We start from the raw sequence: 23393 nt of genomic DNA, 5'->3' as shown, positions 1-23393 counted from the left end.
CGGCCGAGACGGGCCACTTGGCCTATACCTGGGCCCATGAGAGTCCTGCGACGCACGCTCGGCACCTTCGGCACCTTCCTCGGCGTCCTCGGCGTCCTCAGTGGTTCGGTCTCGTGTACCGCCGCCCACGGCGACGACGCCAGGCCCGGCGACGATCCCCCCGCCGCCCTGGCCCCCTTCGAACGGCTGCTGCCGGCGCCCGCCTCCGCACGCGCCGACGGCCCGGGGTACGCCGTCGGGCCGGGCACGGTCATCCATACCGGCCCGGGACCGGACGAGGACGTCCGGCAGGTCGGCGAACTCCTCGCGGAACAGCTGCGCGGCCCGAGCGGGCTGCCGCTGCCGGTGGTCGACGGGCCCGGCGGGGACGGGATCCGGCTCCGGATCGACGAGGAGGCCGAGGGGGTCGGCGACGAGGGGTACCGGCTGGAGTCCGGCCCGGGCGGGATCACCCTCACCGCGCGGACCCCGGCCGGGCTGTTCCACGCGGGCCAGACGCTGCGGCAGCTGCTGCCGGTGGCGGGCCCCGGGACGGTGCCGGGCGGGACGGTCACCGACCGGCCGAGGTTCGCGTACCGGGGGGCGATGGTGGACATCGCGCGGCACTTCTTCACGGTGGAGCAGGTGAAGCGGTACGTCGACCAGCTCGCCCAGTACAAGGTCAACACCCTGCACGTGCACCTGACCGACGATCAGGGGTGGCGCCTGGCGGTCGACTCCTGGCCGCGGCTGGCGGAGTACGGGGGCGGCAGCGAGGTCGGCGGCGGACCCGGCGGGTACTGGACGAAGGACGAGTACCGGGAACTCGTCGCGTACGCGGGGCGGCGGTACGTCGACGTGGTCCCGGAGATCGACATGCCGGGGCACGTGAACGCGGCGCTCGCCTCGTACGCGGAGCTGAACTGCGACGGCAAGGTCCGGGAGCGGTACACGGGGATCAAGGTCGGCTTCAGCTCGCTGTGCGTCGGCAAGGAGCGGACGTACGAGTTCATCGACCAGGTGCTCGGAGAGCTGGCGGAGCTGACGCCCGGCCGCTACCTGCACCTCGGGGGCGACGAGGCGCACTCGACGCCCGCCGCGGACTACGCGGCCTTCATGGACCGGGCTCAGGCGGTGGTGGGCCGGTACGGGAAGACGGTGGTCGCCTGGCACCAGCTGGCGACGGCGCAGCCGGCGGCGGGAGCGGTGCTCCAGTACTGGGGGCACGACCGGACACCGGCCGCGGAGAAGGCGGCGGTCGTCGCGGCGGCGAAGGCGGGGCACCCGCTGATCCTGTCGCCGGCGGACCGGCTGTACCTGGACATGAAGTACGGCCTGGCCACGAAGCCGGGCCAGGTGTGGGCCGGGTTGGTCCCGGTGAAGCGGGCGTACTCCTGGAACCCCGGGGCCTATCTGGCCGGCGTGCCGGAGTCCGCCGTCCTGGGAGTGGAGGCCGCGCTGTGGACGGAGACCATCGCCACGCGGGGCGACTGGGAACTGATGGCGTTCCCACGGGTGCTGGGCCTGGCGGAACTGGGCTGGTCCCCCGCGGCCTCGCACGACTGGGCCTCGTACAGCCGGCGGCTGGGGGCGCAGGGCCCGCGGCTGCAGGCGCAGGACATCAGCTACTACCGGGCGCCGGACGTGCCGTGGCAGTGACCGGCGGGGGCCGTGGTCAGGGGACGCGGTCAGGGGCCCCAGCAGCTGGTTCCGGCCCCGTCGGCCTCCGAACCGACCTCGCGGGACGGCAGGGCCGCGAAGAGGGCCAGTCAGGGCTTCGCGGCCCCGCCGTCACGCCGTAGAGACGGGCACTTCCCCGAAGGGACCGTATTCGAGAGTGCCCGCCTCCTTGTTCACCGCCGGGCGAAGGCCGCGACGGGGTTCTTGAGGGTGCCGATCAGCTGGAGCGCGGCGGACGGGTCGGCGAGGTCGACCATCTGCTTGTTGTTCCGCAGCTGGAGGCGGTTCAGGCAGGACAGCTGGAACTCGTCCGCGAACAGGTCGTAGCGGGCGAAGCGGTCCGCCAGGGCGGGAATCGAGTCCTGGTAGTCGTGGGCGCAGTCCGCGACCGCCCGCCAGAAGGTGTCCTCCTCGCAGATGCCCTCCGTGACGAGGATCGAGCCGAGGAAGCGGAAGAAGCAGTCGAAGACGTCCGTGAAGACCGACAGCAGCTTCATGTCCTCCGGGATGTCCGCCCGGACCCGCTCGACCGCGGGCGGCAGGACCGCGTCCGGGTCCATGACCACGATCTCCTCGGCGATGTCCTTGAAGATCGCCCGCTTCACCACGCCGCCCTCGATGACGAGGATCGTGTTCTCGCCGTGCGGCATGTACGCGAGGTCGTACTGGTAGAAGCAGTGGAGGAGCGGGACCAGGTACGCGCGGAGGTAGTGCCGCAGCCATTCGGCAGGGGTCAGGCCCGACTCCGCGATCAGGGCGCCGACGAAGGACGTGCCCTCCGCGTCCACGTGGAGGAGCGAGGCCATCGTCGCCAGGCGCTCGTCGCCCCGCAGGGAGTTCACCGGGGACTCGCGCCACAGCGCGGCCAGCATCTTGCGGTACGGGGAGTACCGGTCGGTGGCGCGCTCGTACTGGCGGTGGTGGTAGCCGATCGCCGCCCGCTCGCGGATGATCGAGAAGTCGACCGACTTCAGGACGGGGTCCGACTCGATCAGCTGGTGGAGCCAGTCGTTGATGGCCGGGGTGGCCTCCATGTACGCGGCCGACAGGCCCCGCATGAAGCCCATGTTGAGGACCGAGATGGCGGTCTTCACGTAGTGCTTCGTCGGGGTGGTCGTGTTGAAGAAGGTACGGATCGACTGCTGGGGCAGGAAGGCGTCGGAGCCCTCGCCCAGCAGGACCAGGCGCTGGTTCGCGATCTCGGCCGCGAAGGTCACCGTGGTCTTGTTCCACCACTGCCAGGGATGGACCGGGAGGAGGTGGTAGTCCGCCAGGTCCAGGCCCAGGGAGGACAGCTTCGCGGAGAAGCCGGCGAGGGCGGCCTCGCCCAGTTCGGCGCGCATGAACGCGTCGTGGTCCAGGCCCGCGCCCGCGGTGAAGGTGGAGACGTCCTTGCGGGCCGCCACCCACACCAGGTGGACGGGGCTCGCCGTCTCCGGGGCGTACGAGAGGTACTCGTGCACGCCGAAGCCCAGGCGGCCGTTGTTCGCCACGAAGCAGGGGTGACCCTCGGTCATGCCCGTCTCGATGTCCTGGAAGGAGGACTTCGCGAGGACGGCGCAGGGGATCTGCGGCTTCGTGTACTTGAAGCCCGTGCCGGCCAGGGTGGAGGAGATCTCCTCCAGGTAGACGGGCAGGACCTCGGCGCTGAGCCCCAGGGCCTGCTGGAGCTCGATGTGGAAGTCGAGGGCGTCCAGCGGGAGCTCGGCGCCGTCCTGGTGCCGGGTGATCGAGGCCTCGTCCACGGACCAGTGGTCCAGGGCGTGGCGGACGGCCTTGAAGCGGTACTCGACCGTGGAGTCGTCGCTCAGGACCGAGTAGGAGCCGGCGTCCAGCGGCTTCGGGGTCAGCAGGCGCTCGTGGGAGAACTCCGCGAGGGCCTTGCGGACCAGGGCGCGGTTGGCCCGGGCCCACAGCTCGGGGGTCAGGTGGGAGACGGCGTCGGCGAGGCTCATATCGCGAGCTCCTTCGTGGTGCTGATGCCGGTGGCCGTCTCGAAGTCGGCGCGGGTGCAGAAGCTCAGCAGGGCTTCCTTCTCCGGCTTCCGGACCGGGCCGTCCGGCACGAAGCCGACCGCCTCGTTCAGGGCGTGCACGGCGGTGTTGCGGACGTCCGGCTCCACCACGACGCGCTCGGCCGCCTGGTCCGCGAACACGGCCGCCATGACGGTGGTGATGACCGCGCGGGTGAACCCGTGCAGGGGGGTGTCGCTCGGCGCGACGAGGAAGTGCATGCCGACGTCCCCGGGCTGGGCGTCGTACAGGCCGACCAGCTCCAGCTCGGCCGGGTCGTACGTCTCCATCAGGAAGGCGGGCCGGCCCTCGTGGAGGCCGATGAAGGCCTGGTGGTGCTCGGCCGCGGCGATCCTCATGTACTCGCGCTCGACGTCCGGCAGCGAGGCGTCCTGCATCATCCAGAACGAGGCCTTGGGGTGCGTGACCCAGCCGTGCAGGAGCTCCGCGTCGGCGAAGGGGTCCAGGGGCCGGACGGAGAAGGTGCCCAGGACCGCGTCGGTGCGGGTGAAGAGGGTCTCGGTGGTGCTCATGCGTGCATGCCTTCCGGGGCTGCGAACTGCTGGAACGCGATGGACTTCTCGACCTTGTAGTGCTCGCGGCCGAGGAGCTCACCGACGATGTACGCGTTGCGGTACGCGGCCATGCCCAGGTCGGGCGAGGTGAGGGAGTGGTTGTGGGTCGTGCCGTTCTGCAGGTAGACCCCGCGGCCGGTGGTGTCGACGCTGTAGTTGCGGGCGGCGTCGAGGCGGCCGCGGCCGTCGAAGTTCAGCCGGTCGCGCACGGGGGCGAGGAACTCCGGGACGGTGTACTTGTAGCCGGTGGCCAGGACCAGGCCCTCGGTCGCGAGGGAGAAGTCCCGCTCCTGCTCTTCCTGGCGCAGGCCCAGGGTGTACGTGCCCGTGGTGGTGTCGTACGCCGCGCTGTTCAGCGAGGTGTTGGTCAGCAGGGTGGTCGGGACGGCGCCCGGCATGCTGATCCTCTTCTGGTAGAGCAGGTCGAAGATGGCATTGATCAGATCGCCGTCGATGCCCTTGAAGAGGTTCTTCTGCTGGGTCTCCAGCCGGTAGCGGGTGTCCTCGGGGAGGGCGTGGAAGTAGTCCACGTACTCGGGGGAGGTCATCTCCAGCGTCAGCTTCGTGTACTCCAGCGGGAAGAACCGCGGTGAGCGCGTCACCCAGTTGAGCTGGTAGCCGTGCACGTCGATCTCGGCCAGCAGGTCGTAGTAGATCTCGGCGGCGCTCTGCCCGGAGCCGACCAGGGTGATCGACTTCTTCTTCTGGAGCTCCGCCTTGTTCTGCATGTACGCGGAGTTGTGCAGGAAGTCCCCGCCGAGGCGGGCGCAGGCCTCCGGGACGAAGGGCGGGGTGCCGGTGCCCAGGACCAGGCGGCGGGCCAGGTGGGTCTCGCCCCGGTCCGTGTGGACCTCGTACAGGCCGGCCCGCTCGTCGTAGGTGACCTCGGTGACGGAGGTGGAGTACAGGACGTTGTCGAGCCGGTCGGCGGCCCAGCGGCAGTAGTCGTTGTACTCGGCCCGCAGCGGGTAGAAGTTCTCCCGGATGTAGAAGGAGTACAGCCGGTCCTGGTCCTTCAGGTAGTTCAGGAAGGAGAAGGGCGAGGTCGGGTCGGCGAGGGTGACCAGGTCCGACATGAACGGCGTCTGCAGGTGTGCGCCGTCCAGGAACATCCCGGCGTGCCACTCGAAGTGCGGCTTCGACTCGATGAAGAGGCCGTCGAGTTCCTCGATCGGCGCCGTCAGGCAGGCGAGTCCCAGGTTGAACGGACCGAGGCCGATGCCGATGAAGTCGTGGGGCTTAGCGGTGGACGGCAAGGGATTCTCCCAGGAACTGCTCGGCGTGTGCGGCGAGAAGGTCGAGGACGGCCGCGATGTCGGCCGTCGTGGTCTGAGGGTTGAGGAGGGTGAACTTCAGGTACTGGTCCCCGTCCACCTTGGTGCCGGCGACGACGGCCTCGCCCGAGGCGAACAGGGCCTTGCGGGCGTGCAGGTTGGCCTCGTCGACCAGGTCCGCCCGAACCTCGCCCTCGGGGACGTAGCGGAAGACCAGGGTGGAGATCTGCGGCTTGACCACGACCTCGAAGCGCGGGTCGGCGTCGATGAGGTCCCAGCCCGCGGCGGCCAGGTCGACGACCTCGTCGAAGAGCGAGCCGACACCGTCGGCGCCCATGACGCGCAGGGTCATCCAGAGCTTGAGCGCGTCGAAGCGGCGCGTGGTCTGGATGGACTTGTCCACCTGGTTGGGGATGCGCTCCTCGGCCATCCTGCGCGGGTTGAGGTAGTCCGCGTGGTACGTGGCGTGCTTGAGGGTGTCGCGGTCGCGGACCAGCATCGCGCTGGAACTGACGGGCTGGAAGAAGGACTTGTGGTAGTCGACCGTGACCGAGTCGGCGTGCTCGATGCCGTCGAGGAGGTGCCGGCGGGTGGGGGAGACCAGCAGTCCGCAGCCGTACGCGGCGTCCACGTGCATCCACGCGGAGTGCTCGGCGGCCAGGCGGGCGATCTCGGGGAGCGGGTCGATGGACCCGAAGTCGGTGGTGCCGGCGGTGGCGACGACGGCCATGGGGAAGAGGCCCTCGCGCGCGCAGCTCTCCAGCTCCAGGGCGAGCACCGCGGTGTCCATGCGGCGGTTGCGGTCGACCGGGACGGCGATGACGGCCTCGTAGCCGAGTCCGAGCATGGCGGCCGACTTCTTCACGCTGAAGTGGCTGGCCTCGGAGGTGAAGATGCGCAGCTTGGGGAGGACCTCGGACTTGGCGAGTTCCGTCGCGCCGTTCGGAGCGTGCTGCATCACGCTCCGGCAGGCCTCGTCCCGGGCCAGCAGCAGGGCGTGGAAGTTGGACTGGCTGCCGCCGGAGGTGAAGACGCCGTCCGCGCCGGGGCCGAGGCCGATGCGCTGGGCGGTCCAGTCGATGAGGCGGCGCTCGATGAGCGTGCCGCCGATGGACTGGTCCCAGGTGTCGAGGGAGGAGTTGACGGCCGAGAGGACCGCCTCGCCGAGCACCGCGGGGATGACGACGGGGCAGTTGAGGTGGCCGAGGTAGCGCGGGTGGTGGAAGTACACCGCGTCGCGCAGGTAGACGTCCTCCAGCTCGTCGAGGACGGCGGCCGGGTCTTCGAGCGGCTTGTCGAGGTCGATCCCGTTGATGACCGGGGCGAGTTCGTCGACGGATATACCGGTGTGGGGCCGCTGCGTGCTCGCGAGTTTGGCGGCGACGCGTTCGACGCCCTCGGTGACGGAACGCCGGTAGAGGTCCGCGGTCGTCTCATTCAGCAGATGCGAACGCATCAACTTTCCTCCGGGCAGGGGGACGTGGGGTGGGGTGGCAAGACTTAGGTTAGCCTAACCTAAATATTTGGCCAAATGGAGATGGGCCCTGGCTGAAAGCCGGGGCCCATCTCCAACTGCTCTACGGCGTAAGCGGGTTGACTACAGCTCGGAAGCCGGGTCCTCGCTCGGGGCCTGGCCCGCGTACGCCTCGGCGAGGAGCTGCTCCTCGCTCGCGCCGAGCCGCCAGTAGCCGGTGAAACGCACCGCGCGGCGATCGACGGATCGTTCCTGCACGAAGTGCCGGCGCACGGCGCGGATCGTGCCGGACTCGCCCGCCAGCCATACGTACGGGGCTTCGGCCGGGGCCGGGTCGTCGGCCCGCAGTACGCTCAGCAGCTGCTCGGTCCGCTCCCGGCCCGCGCTCCCGCGCACGATCCAGGTGATGTCCGCCTCGGCGAGCGTGTCCAGCGGCAGCCGGTCGTCCTCGTGCGGGACCTCCAGCCAGGCCCGGACCCGGGTCCCGGCGGGCAGCCGGTCCAGGATCGCGGCCGCGGCCGGCAGGGCGGTCTCGTCCGCGTACATCCAGATCGCGTCGCTGCCGGCCGGCGGCTGGAACCGTACGGACTTGTTCTCCTCGACGGCCGGGCCGATCGCCATGATCCGGCGGCCGGTGACCGCCCGCCCGGCCCAGCGGGAGGCGGGTGAGGAGTCCCCGTGCAGGACGAAGTCGATGTCGACCTCGTCCACGCCCTCGGGTGTACGGCGCTGCTCGCGCACGGTGTAGGAGCGCATCACCGGGCGCTCCTCGTCCGGCATCCCGCGCCAGGCGCCGAACCAGGTGTCCTCGTCCGTGGACGGGAGCACCGTGTGCTCCTGGTCGCCCGTCGGCAGGAAGAGCGACAGGCTCTGGTCGAAGCCGCCCGAGCGGAAGTCCGCGAGGGACTCACCGCCGAACGTGACCCGCAGGAACGAGTGGCCGAGGCGGCGGGTGCGGAGCACTTCGAGCGCGAAGAACCGGAAGTGCGCTACGGCCGGGGCGTCGGACGCGGTGGCGGTCATACGGAGAGTCCCCCCTGGGATTCAGCCGGAGTGAAGGGCGGTCAGGGGTCAGCTGACCTTCTTGGCGTTCTGGATGGCCTTCGCGAGGTCCTCCAGGATCTGGGCGCACTTGTCGTACGAGTAGATCGGCTCGGTGACGCGCGGGGTGACCTGGCCGGCCTTGACGGCGGGCAGCTCGGCCCAGGTGGCCTTCGCCTTCAGGTCCGCCGGCTGCAGGGTGCCGGTGCGGTTGTCGAGCAGGACGACGTCGGCCTTGTACTTGCCGGCGTTCTCCCAGCTGAGGCTCTCGAAGAAGCCGCCCTCGTCCAGCTTCTCCGGGGTGACGAACTCGACGCCGAGCTGCTCGAAGTACTTCAGGTCGGCGGAGGTCTTGGCGGTGGAAACGTAGAAGAGGTCGGCGGAGCCGGAGCCCACGAGGACCTTGATGCCGGGGTTGGCCTTGGTGGCCTCGCGGACCTTCGCGGACGCGGCCTCGAAGCGGGCCTTGCCGTCCACGGCGGCCTTGGCGTTCATGTCGGCGCCCAGCGACTTGGCGAGCTCCGCGGTGCGCTCCAGCGCCTTGTCCATGGAGACGTCGCCGCCCACGGAGACGGCGGCGGCCGGGGCCAGCTTCAGGATCTTGTCCTTGGAGGCCTCGGGCACGTACCAGTAGCTGCCGTCCCAGGTGTTGGTGACGAGCAGGTCGGGCTGGAGGGCCGCGTACTTCTCGACGTTGAACTCGTCGTAGACGTTGCCGAGGATCTCGACCTTGGAGATGTCCATCGAGCCGGCCTGGACGTCGGGCTTGCCGTCGGCGGTCTTGGTCGGGCCGAAGACGCCCTTGACCGGGATGCCGTAGTCGTACAGCGCGGCGGCGGTGCCGGTGAACGCGACGATGCTCTTCGGCTTGGCCTTGAGGCTGACTTCCTTCTTCAGGGCGTCGTCCGTGAAGGTCCAGGGGCCCGAGGCCGCAGCGCCCTTGTCCTTGCCGCCGTCACCCTTCGCCGAGTCGGTGCCGCCGCACGCGGCGAGTGCCGCGACGAGGCCGAGGGCGCCGCCGGCCGCGATGAATCCGCGACGGGTCAGGGAGGAGGTTCGGGACTTGGGCATGTCGATGTCCGCTTTCGTGCGTGCAGGGCGGCCGATCACTGGGCCGTTCGGAGGGAAGGTTAGCCTAACCTTGGCCGAAAGCGGTAAGGGGGCCCTAAGTTTTTCGGGCCCCCTGCGCTGTCCTGCTTCCGTACGAGTGCTGCGGCTAGGCGGAGAAGCCCAGTTCGCGCGCGATCAGCATGCGCTGGACCTCGCTCGTGCCCTCGCCGATCTCCAGGATCTTGGAGTCCCGCCACATTCGAGCCACCGGGTACTCGTTCATGAACCCGTAGCCGCCGTGGATCTGCGTGGCCTCGCGGGCGTTGTCGACGGCCACCGTCGAGGAGTACAGCTTGGCGATCGCCGCCTCCTTCTTGAACGGCTCCCCGTGCACCAGCCGGGAGGCGGCGTCGCGCCAGCCGATGCGGGCCATGTGGGCGCGCATCTCCATGTCGGCGAGCTTGAACTGGATGGCCTGGTTGTCGCCGATCGCCTTGCCGAAGGCGTGCCGCTCCCTCGCGTACTTCACCGACTCGTCCACGCAGCCCTGGGCGAGGCCCGTGGCGAGCGCGGAGATGGCGATGCGGCCCTCGTCGAGGATCCGGAGGAACTGGGCGTAGCCGCGGCCCTCTTCGCCCACCAGGTTGGCGAGCGGGACCCGTACGCCGTCGAAGGACAGCTCACGGGTGTCCGAGGCGTTCCAGCCGACCTTGGAGTACGGCGCGGCCACCGTGAAGCCCGGGGTGCCGGACGGGACGATGATCGAGGAGATCTCGGGGCGGCCGTCGGCCTTGCGGCCCGTCACGGCGGTCACGGTGACCAGACCGGTGATGTCCGTACCGGAGTTGGTGATGAAGCACTTGGAGCCGTTGATGACCCACTCGTCGCCCTCGCGGACGGCGGTGGTGCGGGTGCCGCCCGCGTCACTGCCCGCGCCGGGCTCGGTCAGGCCGAAGGCGCCCAGGATCTCGCCGGAGCACATCTTCGGCAGCCACTCCCGCTTCTGCTCCTCGGAGCCGAAGAGGTAGATCGGCATGGCGCCGAGGGAGACGCCGGCCTCCAGGGTGATGGCGACCGAGGAGTCGACGCGGGCCAGCTCCTCCAGGGCGATGCCGAGGGCGAGGTAGTCGCCGCCCATGCCGCCGTACTCCTCGGGGAAGGGCAGGCCGAACAGGCCCATGCGGCCCATCTCGCGGACGATCTCGTACGGGAACTCGTGGCGCTCGTACAGGTCGCCGATCTTGGGCGCGACGACGTCGTGCGCGAACTCCTCGACGGTACGGCGGAGTTCCTCGTGCTCGGGGGTGAGCCGGTGGTCGAGGGACATGATGTGACTACTCCTTGTGGGAGAGGGCGCGGACGGTACGGGAGGGGCTGGGACGCCCCAGCTGTTCGGCCATCCACACGCTCGTGGCGGTGAGGGCGGCCAGGTCGACCCCGGTCTCGATGCCGAGGCCGTCGAGCATCCACACCAGGTCCTCGGTGGCGAGGTTGCCGGTGGCGCTCTTCGCGTACGGGCATCCGCCGAGGCCCCCGGCGGAGGCGTCGACCGTGGTCACGCCGTGCTGGAGCGCGGCGAGGGTGTTGGAGAGGGCCTGGCCGTAGGTGTCGTGGAAGTGCACGCCGATCCGGTCGGTGGGCACGCCCGCCTCGTTGAGGCTGCTGAGCAGTTCCTGGACGTGGCCGGGGGTGGCGACGCCGATGGTGTCGCCGAGGCTGAGCTCGTCGCAGCCGAGGTCGAGCAGGGCCTTGGCCACGGAGACCACCTGGTGGACGGGGACCGGGCCCTCCCAGGGGTCGCCGAAGCACATCGAGAGGTAGCCGCGGACGTGGGCCTTCTCCTGCTGGGCGCGGGCCACGACGGGCTCGAACATGGCGAGGGACTCGGCGACGGTCCGGTTGAGGTTGCGGGAGGCGAAGGTCTCGGTGGCCGAGCCGAAGACGGCGATGCGGGTGGCACCGAGGGCCAGGGCGCGGTCGAGGCCGCGCTCGTTGGGGACGAGGACGGGGAGGGCGGCCCGTACGTCGCCGAGGAGCGGGAACAGTTCCTCGGCGTCGGCCAGCTGCGGCACCCACTTGGGGTGGACGAAGCTGGTGGCCTCGATGGTGGTGAGACCGGCGGCGGCGAGCCGGTGGATGAACTCGGCCTTCACGGCGGTGGGAACGGCCGTCTTCTCGTTCTGCAGCCCGTCGCGGGCGCCGACCTCGTGGATCCGGACGCGGGCCGGGAGGCCGGGGGCCGGGACGGTCATGGGCAGGCCGTTCACTTGGCCGCCTCCTCTTCCTCTTCCGGTTCCGGGGTGACCACGGCCAGGACCTGGTCCATGGCGACGGTGGTGCCCGGGGTGACGTCGAGTTCGGTGACGGTCCCGGCGTGCGGGGCGGAGATGACGTGCTCCATCTTCATGGCCTCGACGACGAGGAGGCTCTGCCCGGCCACCACCTTGTCGCCGATGGCCACCTTGACGACGGTGACGGTGCCGGGCATGGGGGCGGCGAGGGTGTCTGCGCCGCCGCGTCCGGCGCCGCTGAGGGTTGCCGCGACGGGGTCGTGGTCCTGGAGGTGCCAGGAATCGCCGTCCCGCCCGAGCCAGGTCCCCTCCGGGGAGGTTGCGTGGCTGAACCGGTGGGTGACGCCGTCGAGTTCGATGGTGACGGAGTCGGTGGTGCGGCTGACGATCCGGCCGCGCGCCGGTGCGCTGGGGCTCTGCCCCAGACCCCGCGCCTCAAACGCCGGCGAGGCTGGATTTGCCCCGGCTTCGGCCAGAAGGACCTCCGTGAAGTTGAAGGCCGCGCCGGAGCTGGGGGCGGAGCCCGAGCCGGAGTTGATGCCGGCTGGGCGGGTGCGGACCGTCAGCGGGTCCTGGCCCGGGAGGCGGAAGTGGTGGACCGTCCAGGCGGGCGTGCCGCCGAGGCGCCAGCCGCTGGCGGCGTCGAACGGGTCGACCCACCCTCCCAGCCTCGCCGGCGTTTGAGGCGCGGGGTCCGGGGCGCAGCCCCAGTTTCGGGAAGGGGCGGGGTGGGGGAAAGAACCCTCGGCCAGCAGCGCAGCCGCCGCGTACACCTCGGCCGGGACCCCCTCCGGCAGGAGGGACGGGAGGTCCCGTTCCACCAGACCGGTGTCCAGGTCGCCGGACACCACGTCCGGGTGGGCCAGCAGACGACGCAGGAACCCGGCGTTCGTCTGGACGCCCAGGATCACCGTGTCGGCCAGAGCCCCCCGCAGCACCCGCAGGGCAGCCGCCCGGTCGGGCCCGTACGCGATGACCTTCGACAGCATCGGGTCGTACGTGGAGCCCACCGGCACACCCGCCGTCAGGCCGGAGTCCGTACGCACCGCCCCACCCGACGGCTCCGACAGCGCGAGGACCGTACCGCCGGAAGGCAGGAACCCTCGCGCCGGGTCTTCCGCGCACACCCGGGCCTCGATGGCGTGCCCCGTCAGGGTGACCTCGGACTGGTCGAAGCCGAGCGGCAGCCCCGCCGCCACCCGCAGCTGCTGCTCCACCAGGTCCAGCCCCGTGATCAGCTCCGTCACCGGGTGCTCGACCTGGAGGCGGGTGTTCATCTCCATGAAGTAGTACGAGGACGGGTCCCCGCCCGGGACGATGAACTCCACCGTGCCCGCGCCGACGTACCCGCACGCGCGGGCCGCCTCCACCGCCGCCGCGCCCATCGCCGCGCGGGTCTTCTCGTCCAGCAGGACCGACGGCGCCTCCTCGATCACCTTCTGGTGGCGCCGCTGGAGCGAGCACTCGCGCTCGCCCAGGTGGACCACGTTCCCGTGGGCGTCCGCCAGCACCTGGATCTCGATGTGCCGCGGCCGGTCCACCCACCGCTCGACCAGCAGGGTGTCGTCGCCGAAGGAGGAGCGGGCCTCGCGGCGGGCCGCCGCGATCTCCTCGGCCAGTACGGCCGCGTCGCGCACCAGCCGCATGCCCTTGCCGCCGCCGCCCGCCGAGGGCTTCAGCAGCACCGGCATGCCGATCTCGGCCGCGGCCGCGGCCAGTTCGGCGTCCGACAGGCCGCTCCCGGAGGAGCCGGGGACCACGGGCACGCCCGCCGCCTTCACCGTCTCCTTGGCCCGGATCTTGTCGCCCATCAGGGAGATCGCCGAAGCGGGCGGCCCGATGAAGGCCAGCCCGGCCTCGGCGCAGGCCCGCGCGAACGCCGCGTTCTCCGCGAGGAAGCCGTAGCCGGGGTGAACGGCCTCGGCGCCGGTGCGGCGGGCCGCGTCGAGCAGCCGCTCCACCGACAGGTAGCTCTCGGCGGCCGCCGCCGGGCCGATCCGGACGGCCGTGTCGGCCTCCCGGACGTGCCGCGCGTCCGCGTCCGCGTCGCTGAAGACGGCCACCGACCGCACCCCGAGCTCCCGCAGCGTACGGATGACCCGGACCGCGATCTCGCCCCGGTTGGCGACCAGAACAGTGCTGAACATCGAAGAGGTCCTCACGTCACATACGGAAGATGCCGAAAGCGGAGTCGCCCAGCGGGGCGTTCGCGCACGCGGTCAGGGCCAGTCCCAGCACCTGCCGGGTCTCCATCGGGTCGATGACCCCGTCGTCCCACAGCCGGGCCGTGGCGTAGTAGGCGTTGCCCTGTTCCTCGTACTGCGCGCGGACCGGGGCCTTGAAGGCCTCCTCGTCCTCGGCCGGCCACTCCTGGCCCGCGCCCTCGATCTGGTCGCGCTTGACCGTCGCCAGGACGGACGCGGCCTGCTCGCCGCCCATCACCGAGATCTTGGCGTTCGGCCACATCCACAGGAACCGCGGCGAGTACGCCCGCCCGCACATCGAGTAGTTGCCCGCCCCGTACGAGCCGCCGACCACCACGGTCAGCTTCGGCACCCGGGTGCAGGCCACCGCCGTCACCATCTTCGCGCCGTGCTTGGCGATGCCGCCCGCCTCGTAGTCCCGGCCGACCATGAAGCCCGAGATGTTCTGGAGGAAGAGGAGCGGGATCCCGCGCTGGTCGCACAGCTCGATGAAGTGGGCGCCCTTCTGGGCGGATTCGGAGAACAGGATGCCGTTGTTGGCGACGATCCCGACCGGGTGCCCGTGGATCCGGGCGAAGCCGGTGACCAGCGTCTGGCCGTACTCCGCCTTGAACTCCTGGAAACGGGAGCCGTCCACGATCCGGGCGATGATCTCGCGGGCGTCGTAGGGGGTGCGCGAGTCGACGGGGACCGCGCCGTACAGCCCGTACGGGTCCACCTTCGGCTCTTCCGGAGCCTCGACCGACCAGGGCAGGGCCGCGCGCTCGGGCAGGGTCGCCACGATGTTCCGTACGATCCGCAGCGCGTGCGCGTCGTCCTCCGCGAGGTGGTCGGTGACGCCGGAGGTCCGGGAGTGGACCTCGCCGCCGCCCAGCTCCTCCGCCGTGACGACCTCGCCGGTGGCCGCCTTCACCAGCGGCGGGCCGCCGAGGAAGATCGTGCCCTGGCCGCGGACGATGACCGCCTCGTCGCTCATGGCCGGTACGTACGCACCGCCCGCCGTGCAGGAGCCGAGGACGGCGGCGATCTGCGGGATGCCGGCCCCCGACATGCGGGCCTGGTTGTAGAAGATGCGGCCGAAGTGCTCCCGGTCGGGGAAGACCTCGTCCTGCATGGGGAGGAAGGCGCCGCCGGAGTCGACCAGGTAGAGGCAGGGGAGACGGTTCTCCAGGGCCACCTCCTGGGCGCGGAGGTGCTTCTTGACGGTCATCGGGTAGTACGTGCCGCCCTTGACGGTGGCGTCGTTCGCGACGATCACGCACTCGCGGCCACTGACCCGGCCGATGCCCGCGATGACCCCGGCGGCGGGGGCCGCGCCCCCGTACATGCCCTCGGCGGCCAGCGGGGCCAGCTCCAGGAAGGGGGACCCGGGGTCGAGGAGGGTGTCGACGCGGTCGCGCGGGAGGAGCTTTCCGCGCGCGGTGTGGCGGGCGCGGGCCTTCTCGCCGCCGCCGAGCCGGGCCGCGTCGAGCCGGGCCCGCAGCCCCTCGGTCAGCTCGCGGTGGGCGGCCTCGTTGGTCCGCCAGGCCTCGGACGCCGGGTCCGCGGCGCTCGTCAGCACTGGTGCCTGCTGCATCGGTCGAGCTCCCTTGCTCGGTGCACGCTGTTAATGAGCGTTAACGCATGTACGGCTTAGGTTAACGAGCGCTAACGGCCCTGTCTAGAATGGTTTCCCATGAGCACCAGAGCGGCCGCCGCCCCGACCCGTCGCGAGCAGATCCTCAGTGAGGCCGCCCGCCTCTTCGCCGCGCGTGGGTTCCACGGCGTCGGCGTCGACGAGATAGGGGCCGCGGTGGGCATCAGCGGCCCCGGCCTCTACCGGCACTTCGCGGGCAAGGACGCGATGCTCGCCGAGCTGCTGGTCGGCATCAGCGAGCGGCTGCTGACCGGCGGCCGGCGCCGGGTGGAGGAGGCGGCGGGCGATTCCGCCCTGGTCCTGTCCTCCCTCATCGACGGGCACATCGACTTCGCGCTCGACGACCGGGCGCTGATCACCCTGCACGACCGGGAGCTCGACCGGCTGCGGGACACCGACCGCAAGCTCGTCCGGCAGCTGCAGCGGCAGTACGTGGAGCTCTGGGTGGACGTCGTACGGGCACTGCACCCGGAGGTGGCCGAGGCGGAGGTACGGGTCTCCGTGCACGCGGTCTTCGGCCTGCTGAACTCCACCCCGCACCTGGCGGCCCTGGGGCGGGAGGCCACGGAGTCGCTGCTCCGGCGGCTCGCGCACGGGGCGTTCGGGGCGCTGTCGGCGTGAGCCGGCGCGTCCGCGGGTCGGGATGGACGGGACGGCTCCGCCTGGGCGGCGGCAGAATGGCCCGTATGCCGAAGCCGATAGAGACGCCCGTACCCAGCCGCGCAGAACTCGTCGACCACCTGGTCCGCACCCGGATCGCGGGGCAGGTCGCCACCCCGCGCGAGAACAACCTCTCCCACTACCGCAAGCTCGCCAACGGCGACCGGCACTACTGGCTCGGCCTGGAGCTGGGCGACCGCTGGGCCGACGAGCAGGACGTGCTCGCGGTGATGGCGGAGCGGTGCGGGGTCGTGGACGACCCGGAGGTCCGCTTCGGCCAGGACACCATCGACCCGGAGCTCACGGTGGCCGGCCTGGACCGGCTGGCGGCGCGGCTGCGCAAGGCGGCACTGGACCGGCAGAGCGTGCTGCTCGCCACCGGCCACCCGGGCGGGCTGCTGGACGTCCACCGCGTCACGGCGGCGGCCCTGCGGGCGGCCGGGTGCGAGATCGTGGTCATCCCCGCCGGCCTGACGGCCGACGAGGGGTCGGTGTGGCAGTTCGCGGACGTGGCCGTGCTGGAGCGGGGCGCGACCCTGTGGCACACCCATTCGCCGGAGCCGATGGCCGCGATCCTGGACGGGCTCACGGCGGCGGGCCGCCCGCAGCCGGACCTGGTCGTCGCCGACCACGGCTGGGCGGGCTGCGCGGCCCAGCGGGGCCTGGACGCGGTGGGCTACGCCGACTGCAACGACCCGGCGCTCTTCCTCGGCGAGGCCGAGGGCACCCTCCAGGTGGCGATCCCGCTGGACGACCACGTCCGCGACCCGCGCCACTACGACCCGATGGTGGCGTACCTGCTGGACGCGGCGGGTCTGCTGGACGGCTGAGGCCTGGCCGGGGGCGTTGTCAGTGGCCGCGGCTACGGTCGCTCCCATGCCGACACCGCCGAAGTCGCCGCAGGCGCACCACCCGCTGTCCGTGCTGGCCGACGATCCCCAAGGGCGCTGCCTGGGGCTGGAGTTGCCCCCCGGGACGCTCGTCTCCCGGCCGGCCGCGCGGACCTGGCGCCCGCGCCGCGCGCGGCCGGAGCCACTGCTGTGGGTCTCCGACGGGCCCGTGGGCGCCGGGGAGTTCGCCGCGTTCCGCGGCAGCCCCGCCCTGGCCGCCGCGGGGCTGCAGACGGTGCTGCTCCAGGAGCGGCGCGGCCTGGAACGGTGGTGGGAGGTCAAGGGGCTGGCGCCGGAGCGGATGTCCGACCCCGACGACCACCATGTCGAGCCGGTCCTGCGGGAGTTCTGGAACGCGGTGGTCCCCGATCCCGAGGAAGGCGAGGAGGGCGAGGAGCTCATCGCCCCCTTCGGCCGGGACTGGCCGGGCCTCGCGGACCCGGGCGCCGCGGCGGAGGACGGGCCGGACCCCGAGGAGGCGGCCCGCGCTCTCGCGGAGGAGCTGATCGGGGACGGCACCCTGCCCGCCCCGCGGCTCGCCCTCGTCGCCGCGGGCCGCCCGGCCGACGTACCCACCGCGATGGGCTGGTGCGGGCCCACCAACCACGAGAACGACACCGCTCTCATCAGCACGGTCCTGCGCTCCTGGGAGGACCGCTTCGGCGCCCGGGTCGTCGCCCTCGGCTTCGACGAACTCCACGTCTCGGTGGCGGCCCCGCCCCGTACGGTCGTGCGCTCGCTCCCCGTCGCGGCGGAGCACTTCGCCTTCTCGCCCGACAACATCTGGCAGGGCTCGGGCACCCTTCGCGCCTACACGGACGAGGCGGTCGTCGCCGGCACCCACTGGGGCTTCTGGTGGGACTGAGCCGCCCGGACGCCGGACGGTCTAGCCGCGCGGGACGCGGACCACGCCCTCCTGGATCACGGTGACGGCCAGGCGGCCGTCCTGGGTCCAGATGCGGGCCTGGCCGAGGCCCCGGCCGGCCGCGGCCGACGGGGACTCCTGGTCGTACAGCAGCCACTCGTCCGCGCGGAACGGCCGGTGGAACCACATCGCGTGGTCCAGCGAGGCGCCGACCACGTCGCCGACCGCCCACCCGCCGCGCCCGTGCGCGAGCAGCACCGAGTCCAGCAGCGTCATGTCGGAGACGTACGTGGCCAGGCACGTGTGCAGCAGGGGATCGGCGCTGTCCAGCTTGCCGGCCGTGCGGAACCACACCTGTGAGCGCGGCTCCACCGGTTCGCCGATGCTGCCCCAGGGCGGGGTCGTGGCGTACCGGAGGTCCACCGCCTCCCGGGTCTCGATCAGCCGCTCCACCGTGCCCGGGTCGCGGAAGATCTCCCGGTACGCGGGCAGCGACTCGGCCGCGGTCGGCAGGGACTCCGGGTCCGGGGCCGACGGCATCGCGACCTGGTGGTCGAGGCCATCCTCGTACGTCTGGAACGACGCGGAGAGGTGGAAGATCGGCTGACCGTGCTGGACGGCGACGACCCGGCGCGTGGTGAAGGAGCGCCCGTCGCGGATCCGGTCCACCGAGTACACGATGGGCGCGCCGGTGTCCCCGGTGCGCAGGAAGTACGAGTGCAGCGAGTGCGCGGTGCGGTCCGCGGGGACGGTCCGGCCGGCCGCGACGAGGGCCTGGGCCGCGACCTGGCCGCCGAAGACACGCGGTACCAGCGAAGGCCGGCTGGTACCGCGGAAGATGTTCTCCTCGATCTGCTCCAGGTCGAGCAGATCGAGGAGCGTCGTCAGTGCCTCGTTCATATTCTGCAAGGGTAAGTGTCCTCACCAATATCTAGCCTGAGGTGCCCGGTCAGGCTGTGGACGTAACGCATCCAAAGGTCGCAAGGTCGGGCCGCCACGCTTCAAGTCGAAGAAGGACACCCGCCAGTCCATTCGCCTCAACACCAATGCCTTCAGCGTGAAGCGCAACGGCCGGGTGTACGTGGCCAAGGTCGGTGACCTCAAGGTCAAGTGGTCCCGTTCGCTACCGATGGCGCCGTCCTCCCTGACGATCACGAAGGATTCGTCAGGGAGGTACTTCGCGAGTTTTGTCGTGGAGACCGGCCTTGACCCGCTGGCCGAGAACGAGGCCGAGATCGGCATCGACCTTGGCCTCACAACCTTCGCCGTGTTCTCCGACGGCACCAAGATCTCTTCGCCCAGATTTCTACGTCGGGCGGAGAAGAAGCTCAAGCGCCTACAGCGCGAGCTGTCGCGGAAGGCGAAGGGATCGAGGAATCGGTCCAAGGCCCGGATCAAAGTGGCCCGGCAGCATGCCCGGGTGGCCGACCAGCGTAGGGATTGGCTCCACAAGACGTCCACACAGATCATTCGCGACAACCAAGCGATGTATGTGGAAGACCTTGCTGTACATGCCCTCGGCCGCACGCGGCTGGCGAAGTCGGTTCACGACGCAGGGTGGTCCGCGTTTGTGAGCATGCTGGAGTACAAGGCCGTCAAGCATGGCCGGTACTTCGGGAAGATCGGCCGCTTTGAGCCGACCTCCCAAGTCTGTTCGACTTGCGGGCGTCGGGACGGCCCCAAACCCCTCCATGTCCGTGAATGGACATGCAAGGGGTGCGGGGCCGTGCGCGACCGTGACGAGAACGCAGCGATCAACACCCTGGCCGCCGGACGGGCGGACAGGCTAAACGCCTCGTGGAGCGCAGGTGAGACCAGGACAAGAGTCCCGGCACAGCGCGTAGAAGCAGGAAGCCACCCAGTTGGCCATCTAGCCGGGGGAGGCCCCCCCGGCCGTCAGGCCATGGGGCACGTCAAAGGCCCATCGACTTGGCGATGATGGACTTCATGACCTCGCTGGTGCCGCCGTAGATGCGGTTCACGCGGTTGTCGGCGTACAGGCGGGCGATCGGGTACTCGTTCATGTAGCCGTAGCCGCCGTGCAGCTGGAGGCACTTGTCGATCACGCGGTGCGCGACCTCGGTGCAGAACAGCTTCGCGGACGCGGCCTCGGCCGCCGTCAGCTCACCGGCGTCCAGGGCCTCCAGGGCGCGGTCGGCGACCGCCTCGGCGGCGTCCACCTCGGCCTGACAGGCGGCCAGTTCGAACTTGGTGTTCTGGAAGTGCGCGACCGGCTTGCCGAAGACGGTGCGCTCCGTCACGTACTGCTGGGCGAACCGGATGGCGGCCTTGGCCTGCGCGTACGCGCCGAAGGCGATGCCCCAGCGCTCGGAGGGCAGGTTGGCGCCGAGGTAGTAGAAGCCCTTGTTCTCCTCGCCGAGCAGGTCCTCGACCGGGACCTTCACGTCGACGAACGCCAGCTCGGCGGTGTCGGAGGTGCGCAGGCCCAGCTTGTCCAGCTTGCGGCCGATCGAGTAGCCCGCGGACTTGGTGTCCACGGCGAACAGGGAGATGCCGAAGCGGCGGTCCTGCTCGCTCGGGGCGGAGGTGCGGGCGCAGACGATCACGCGGTCGGCGTGGACGCCGCCGGTGATGAAGGTCTTGGAGCCGTTGAGGACGTAGTGCGTGCCGTCCTCGGAGAGCTTGGCGGTGGTCTTCATGCCCGCGACGTCGGAGCCGGTGCCCGGCTCGGTCATCGCCAGGGCCCACATCTCCTCACCGGAGACGAACTTCGGGAGGTAACGCTTCTTCTGCTCGTCGTCGGCGAGCATCTTGATGTAGGGCAGGGCGAGCAGCACGTGCACACCGGAGCCGCCGAAGTTGACGCCCGCGCGGGAGGTCTCTTCGTAGAGGACGGCCTCGAACTTGTGGGTGTCCAGGCCGGCGCCGCCGAACTCCTCGGGCACGTTGATGCCGAAGACGCCCAGCTCGCCGAGCTTGTAGTAGAAGTCGCGCGGCGCCTGGCCGGCCTGGAACCACTCGTCGTAGACGGGGACGACCTCGGCCTCGATGAAGGCGCGGATGGTCTCGCGGAACGCCTCGTGGTCCTCGTTGAATACGGTACGGCGCACGGCCGGCCTCCCTCTCTGCGGCTAAACCGCCGCCGCTCTCGCGGAGGTGGTTGCGCGCCGTCGTGGTTCCTCAATTGATGGTTGAGGTCTAAGCGCTTGCTCAGATTAAGTTACCGACGAGTTATCGCCGCTGTCCAGGCCACGTAGCGCAAACCACAGTTCCATCCGGGTGTCGGGGTCGTCGAGGTCCGTGCCGAGCAGCGCCGCGCAGCGGGCGACGCGCTGGCGGACCGTGTTGCGGTGGACCCCGAGGGCGGCCGCGGTGCGGTCCCAGCTGCCGTGGTGGGCGAGCCAGGCGCGGAGGGTCTCGCGGTGCGCCGGGTTCAGCGGGGCGAGCAGGGACTCGGCGTGGGCGCGGGCCTCCGCGGGGTCGACGAGGGCGGCCAGACCGCCGCGCGTGTGCCGGACCAGCGGGGTGCGGGCCGCCTCCGCGCGGTCCAGGGCCCGCCCGGCCTGGGCCGTCGCGGTCGCCAGTTCCGCCGGCGCGGCCGGGGCGCTCACCCCCAGCCGCCAACCGGGCTGCGGAGCCGGATCCCGGTCGGTGAGCAGCCGTACGGGGTCCGTGCGCGGGTCCAGCAGTACGGTGCCCAGCGCGGCCGCCAGGGCCCGCGGGTCGCCGGAGCCGCGGGCGTGCACGACGTGCCAGGGCCCGGGGGCCAGCGCCGCGGCGGGGTCGCCGTCGAGGAGCAGCCGGGTGAGGGCGGCCGCCTCTGCCCTGGCCGGGCGGTCGGCGGTGAGCAGTGTCAGCAGGACCGCGGCCACCGAGGCGATGGTGTGGTCGCCCGGCGTACGGGAGGGGGTGGCGAGCGCGAGCACCTGGCGGCCGCTCATCGCATAGGCGGCCAGGTGGGTGCCGCCCACGGTGTCGGTGGCCGTCATGGCGGAGCCGGGGGACACGCGGCGGGCCAGTGCGGCCACGGCGGCGAGGACGTCGTCGCCGGGTCCGGGCCCGGCGGCCCGCAGGGGCGAGGCGGGCTCCGCCGGGGCGGCCGGGGCGTCCGCAGGGGCTGGGGCCTCCGCAGGCGCCTGCCCCTCCGGACGGGCGGGGGTGTCCGCAGGCGCCGGGGGCATCAGTGCCGCCCAGCCCCCCAGGCTCGCGGCGAGCCGGGACAGGACCGCCGGCACCGGGTCGGGCCTCGCGGCCGCGGCGGCGAGCGACTGCTGGGCCTCGGTGATCCGGCGCAGCTCCCGCGTACGGGCCTCCGCCATCAGCCGCCAGACCGTACGGGCCACCGCGGTGAAGGGGGTCCCCGGCGGGACCTCCAGCAGCGGCAGCCCGTACCGGTCGCACGCCTCGGCGAGGCCCGGCGGCACCGCCTCGTGCACGGGCGCCACGCCGAAGCCGAGCGCCGCCACCCCCGCCTCGGAGAGCCGCGCGACGTACGCCTCGCCATCGCCGAGCGCCGCCCCCGCCGTCAGGAGCAGCTCGCCGCCCAGCAGGTAGGGGGACGGGTCCGCCATCTCGGAGGCGTGCACCCCGTGCACATCGGCCTCGGCGGGCCCCGCGAGGTGGCGCAGGCCCAGCTCCCGGTCGGGGAGCAGCGCGCCGAGGGGGACCGGCGGGGTGGGCGGGGCCTCCATGGATACTCCCTACACATCGGGAACGGTCTATGGATAGAACGTACACTTCGCCGCTGCGCGGGCACCGGCTTACGCTCGAAGGACCGCACCAGCAGGAACCAGCAGGACCTTCAGAAGGGCACCCCTCATGAGCACGCAGCCGCGCGGACCCGTCGACTCCTCCCGCATCCCGCGCTACGCGGGCCCGGCGACCTTCGCCCGGCTGCCGCGCCTCGACGAGGTCGGCTCCGCCGACGTCGCCGTCGTCGGCGTGCCCTTCGACTCCGGCGTCTCCTACCGCCCCGGCGCCCGCTTCGGCGGCAACGCCATCCGCGAGGCTTCGCGCCTGCTGCGCCCGTACAACCCGGCCCAGGACGCCTCCCCCTTCGCCCTCGCGCAGGTCGCGGACGCCGGCGACATCGCCGTGAACCCCTTCAACATCAACGAGGCCGTCGAGACGGTCGAGGCCGCGGCCGACGAGCTGCTCGGCGCCGGCTCCCGCCTGATGACCCTCGGCGGCGACCACACCATCGCCCTCCCGCTGCTCCGTTCCGTCGCCAAGAAGCACGGACCGGTCGCGCTGCTCCACTTCGACGCGCACCTGGACACCTGGGACACCTACTTCGGCGCCGAGTACACCCACGGCACCCCGTTCCGCCGCGCCGTCGAGGAGGGCATCCTCGACACCGAGGCGCTCTCCCACGTCGGTACGCGCGGCCCGCTGTACGGCAAGCAGGACCTGGACGACGACGCCAAGATGGGCTTCGGCATCGTGACCTCCGCCGACGTCTACCGGCGCGGCGCCGACGAGGTGGCCGACCAGCTGCGCCAGCGCATCGGCGACCGTCCGCTGTACATCTCCATCGACATCGACGTGCTGGACCCGGCGCACGCGCCCGGCACCGGCACCCCCGAGGCGGGCGGCATGACCTCCCGCGAGCTGCTGGAGATCATCCGCGGTCTGTCCTCCTGCAACCTCGTTTCCGCCGACGTCGTCGAGGTCGCCCCGGCGTACGATCACGCTGAGATCACCTCGGTCGCGGCCTCGCACACCGCGTACGAGCTCACCACGATCATGAGCCGTCAGATCGCGGCGGCGAAGGCCAAGTGACGGCGAACGCGAAGGGCAAC

At 71.4% G+C, this 23393-nt stretch carries 18 protein-coding genes and 1 pseudogene; 6 read left to right on the top strand and 13 right to left on the bottom strand.

Features of this window, described 5'->3' with window-relative positions; all coding sequences use genetic code 11:
* The first annotated feature begins 36 nt into the window (after positions 1-36).
* Positions 37-1638, top strand: a complete 1602-nt coding sequence (locus tag ACGFYQ_RS25860) for a beta-N-acetylhexosaminidase (protein WP_393747743.1) — start codon at positions 37-39, stop codon at positions 1636-1638.
* A gap of 194 nt (positions 1639-1832) precedes the next feature.
* Here ACGFYQ_RS25860 and ACGFYQ_RS25855 read toward each other — a convergent pair whose 3' ends face one another.
* The 10 genes from ACGFYQ_RS25855 to ACGFYQ_RS25810 all read right to left on the bottom strand — a co-directional run bounded on the left by ACGFYQ_RS25855 (position 1833) and on the right by ACGFYQ_RS25810 (position 15156).
* Positions 1833-3614 carry an IucA/IucC family protein gene (locus ACGFYQ_RS25855; RefSeq protein ID WP_393747741.1) on the bottom strand — a complete coding sequence of 594 codons (1782 nt, stop codon included), beginning with the start codon at positions 3612-3614 and terminating at the stop codon, positions 1833-1835.
* Complete coding sequence (locus ACGFYQ_RS25850) at positions 3611-4204, bottom strand: GNAT family N-acetyltransferase (RefSeq protein ID WP_393747739.1); 594 nt, start codon at positions 4202-4204, stop codon at positions 3611-3613. Before ACGFYQ_RS25850 ends, ACGFYQ_RS25855 begins: the two co-directional genes overlap by 4 nt.
* Complete coding sequence (locus ACGFYQ_RS25845; protein WP_393747737.1) at positions 4201-5502, bottom strand: lysine N(6)-hydroxylase/L-ornithine N(5)-oxygenase family protein; 1302 nt, start codon at positions 5500-5502, stop codon at positions 4201-4203. The genes ACGFYQ_RS25850 and ACGFYQ_RS25845 overlap by 4 nt, the downstream gene beginning before the upstream one ends.
* Positions 5486-6976 (bottom strand): pyridoxal phosphate-dependent decarboxylase family protein, encoded by a 1491-nt coding sequence (locus tag ACGFYQ_RS25840; protein ID WP_393747735.1) that lies wholly within the window; start codon positions 6974-6976, stop codon positions 5486-5488. Before ACGFYQ_RS25840 ends, ACGFYQ_RS25845 begins: the two co-directional genes overlap by 17 nt.
* 141 nt (positions 6977-7117) lie before the next feature.
* Positions 7118-8017: a siderophore-interacting protein gene (locus ACGFYQ_RS25835; RefSeq protein WP_393747733.1), complete on the bottom strand. Its 900-nt coding sequence runs from the start codon at positions 8015-8017 to the stop codon at positions 7118-7120.
* A 48-nt stretch (positions 8018-8065) separates the two neighbouring features.
* Positions 8066-9106, bottom strand: coding sequence for an ABC transporter substrate-binding protein (locus ACGFYQ_RS25830; protein WP_393747731.1), 1041 nt, complete (start codon positions 9104-9106; stop codon positions 8066-8068).
* Between the two features lie 145 nt (positions 9107-9251).
* Positions 9252-10412 carry an acyl-CoA dehydrogenase family protein gene (locus tag ACGFYQ_RS25825; RefSeq protein ID WP_393747729.1) on the bottom strand — a complete coding sequence of 387 codons (1161 nt, stop codon included), beginning with the start codon at positions 10410-10412 and terminating at the stop codon, positions 9252-9254.
* A gap of 7 nt (positions 10413-10419) precedes the next feature.
* A complete protein-coding gene (locus ACGFYQ_RS25820; protein ID WP_393748090.1) occupies positions 10420-11337 on the bottom strand; it encodes a hydroxymethylglutaryl-CoA lyase in 918 nt (305 codons plus the stop codon).
* Positions 11338-11348: 11 nt separating this feature from the next.
* On the bottom strand, positions 11349-13523 hold the full coding sequence (locus ACGFYQ_RS25815) for a biotin carboxylase N-terminal domain-containing protein (RefSeq protein ID WP_393747727.1): 2175 nt from the start codon (positions 13521-13523) through the stop codon (positions 11349-11351).
* 16 nt (positions 13524-13539) lie between these two features.
* Positions 13540-15156 carry a carboxyl transferase domain-containing protein gene (locus ACGFYQ_RS25810; protein ID WP_393747725.1) on the bottom strand — a complete coding sequence of 539 codons (1617 nt, stop codon included), beginning with the start codon at positions 15154-15156 and terminating at the stop codon, positions 13540-13542.
* A 99-nt stretch (positions 15157-15255) separates the two neighbouring features.
* Here ACGFYQ_RS25810 and ACGFYQ_RS25805 point away from each other — a divergent pair, with 99 nt between their 5' ends.
* From ACGFYQ_RS25805 to ACGFYQ_RS25795, 3 genes are read left to right on the top strand one after another with little or no spacing between them, the layout of a single operon-like run.
* On the top strand, positions 15256-15837 hold the full coding sequence (locus tag ACGFYQ_RS25805; protein ID WP_393747723.1) for a TetR/AcrR family transcriptional regulator: 582 nt from the start codon (positions 15256-15258) through the stop codon (positions 15835-15837).
* 56 nt (positions 15838-15893) lie between these two features.
* Positions 15894-16706, top strand: coding sequence for a phosphatase (locus ACGFYQ_RS25800; RefSeq protein ID WP_393747721.1), 813 nt, complete (start codon positions 15894-15896; stop codon positions 16704-16706).
* Positions 16707-16752: 46 nt separating this feature from the next.
* The gene (locus ACGFYQ_RS25795) at positions 16753-17631 is read left to right on the top strand and encodes a DUF4253 domain-containing protein (RefSeq protein ID WP_393747719.1); all 879 of its coding nucleotides are present in this window, start codon (positions 16753-16755) and stop codon (positions 17629-17631) included.
* 21 nt (positions 17632-17652) lie between these two features.
* Here the strand turns inward: ACGFYQ_RS25795 and tesB are convergent, their stop codons facing one another.
* The gene (gene tesB / locus ACGFYQ_RS25790; RefSeq protein WP_393747717.1) at positions 17653-18531 is read right to left on the bottom strand and encodes an acyl-CoA thioesterase II; all 879 of its coding nucleotides are present in this window, start codon (positions 18529-18531) and stop codon (positions 17653-17655) included.
* Positions 18532-18604: 73 nt separating this feature from the next.
* Here tesB and ACGFYQ_RS25785 point away from each other — a divergent pair.
* Positions 18605-19570 (top strand): annotated as a pseudogene (locus ACGFYQ_RS25785) (RNA-guided endonuclease InsQ/TnpB family protein); the annotation flags it as partial.
* Here the strand turns inward: ACGFYQ_RS25785 and ACGFYQ_RS25780 are convergent.
* Both ACGFYQ_RS25780 and ACGFYQ_RS25775 read right to left on the bottom strand, forming a co-directional pair.
* Positions 19545-20702: an acyl-CoA dehydrogenase family protein gene (locus tag ACGFYQ_RS25780; protein WP_393747715.1), complete on the bottom strand. Its 1158-nt coding sequence runs from the start codon at positions 20700-20702 to the stop codon at positions 19545-19547. The pseudogene ACGFYQ_RS25785 and the gene ACGFYQ_RS25780 overlap by 26 nt on opposite strands.
* A gap of 105 nt (positions 20703-20807) precedes the next feature.
* Complete coding sequence (locus ACGFYQ_RS25775) at positions 20808-22283, bottom strand: PucR family transcriptional regulator (protein WP_393747713.1); 1476 nt, start codon at positions 22281-22283, stop codon at positions 20808-20810.
* 127 nt (positions 22284-22410) lie between these two features.
* Here ACGFYQ_RS25775 and speB point away from each other — a divergent pair, with 127 nt between their 5' ends.
* Positions 22411-23373: an agmatinase gene (gene speB / locus ACGFYQ_RS25770; protein WP_362587276.1), complete on the top strand. Its 963-nt coding sequence runs from the start codon at positions 22411-22413 to the stop codon at positions 23371-23373.
* Positions 23374-23393: the final 20 nt, after the last annotated feature.

Source organism: Streptomyces sp. NPDC048258 (genome assembly GCF_043201995.1).
Taxonomy (GTDB): Bacteria; Actinomycetota; Actinomycetes; order Streptomycetales; family Streptomycetaceae; genus Streptomyces.
Note: the sequence above shows the minus strand (reverse complement) of the source record. Positions and strands in the feature narration are given on the sequence as shown.

Excerpts from the sequence above, each read along its gene's own strand:
- ACGFYQ_RS25860 (WP_393747743.1), top strand. The coding sequence starts at position 37 with ATGAGAGTCCTGCGACGCACGCTCGGCACCTTCGGCACCTTCCTCGGC.
- ACGFYQ_RS25855 (WP_393747741.1), bottom strand. The coding sequence starts at position 3,614 with ATGAGCCTCGCCGACGCCGTCTCCCACCTGACCCCCGAGCTGTGGGCC.
- ACGFYQ_RS25850 (WP_393747739.1), bottom strand. The coding sequence starts at position 4,204 with ATGAGCACCACCGAGACCCTCTTCACCCGCACCGACGCGGTCCTGGGC.
- ACGFYQ_RS25840 (WP_393747735.1), bottom strand. The coding sequence starts at position 6,976 with ATGCGTTCGCATCTGCTGAATGAGACGACCGCGGACCTCTACCGGCGT.
- ACGFYQ_RS25835 (WP_393747733.1), bottom strand. The coding sequence starts at position 8,017 with ATGACCGCCACCGCGTCCGACGCCCCGGCCGTAGCGCACTTCCGGTTC.
- ACGFYQ_RS25830 (WP_393747731.1), bottom strand. The coding sequence starts at position 9,106 with ATGCCCAAGTCCCGAACCTCCTCCCTGACCCGTCGCGGATTCATCGCG.
- ACGFYQ_RS25825 (WP_393747729.1), bottom strand. The coding sequence starts at position 10,412 with ATGTCCCTCGACCACCGGCTCACCCCCGAGCACGAGGAACTCCGCCGT.
- ACGFYQ_RS25820 (WP_393748090.1), bottom strand. The coding sequence starts at position 11,337 with ATGACCGTCCCGGCCCCCGGCCTCCCGGCCCGCGTCCGGATCCACGAG.
- ACGFYQ_RS25815 (WP_393747727.1), bottom strand. The coding sequence starts at position 13,523 with ATGTTCAGCACTGTTCTGGTCGCCAACCGGGGCGAGATCGCGGTCCGG.
- ACGFYQ_RS25810 (WP_393747725.1), bottom strand. The coding sequence starts at position 15,156 with ATGCAGCAGGCACCAGTGCTGACGAGCGCCGCGGACCCGGCGTCCGAG.
- ACGFYQ_RS25805 (WP_393747723.1), top strand. The coding sequence starts at position 15,256 with ATGAGCACCAGAGCGGCCGCCGCCCCGACCCGTCGCGAGCAGATCCTC.
- ACGFYQ_RS25800 (WP_393747721.1), top strand. The coding sequence starts at position 15,894 with ATGGCCCGTATGCCGAAGCCGATAGAGACGCCCGTACCCAGCCGCGCA.
- ACGFYQ_RS25795 (WP_393747719.1), top strand. The coding sequence starts at position 16,753 with ATGCCGACACCGCCGAAGTCGCCGCAGGCGCACCACCCGCTGTCCGTG.
- tesB (WP_393747717.1), bottom strand. The coding sequence starts at position 18,531 with ATGAACGAGGCACTGACGACGCTCCTCGATCTGCTCGACCTGGAGCAG.
- ACGFYQ_RS25775 (WP_393747713.1), bottom strand. The coding sequence starts at position 22,283 with ATGGAGGCCCCGCCCACCCCGCCGGTCCCCCTCGGCGCGCTGCTCCCC.
- speB (WP_362587276.1), top strand. The coding sequence starts at position 22,411 with ATGAGCACGCAGCCGCGCGGACCCGTCGACTCCTCCCGCATCCCGCGC.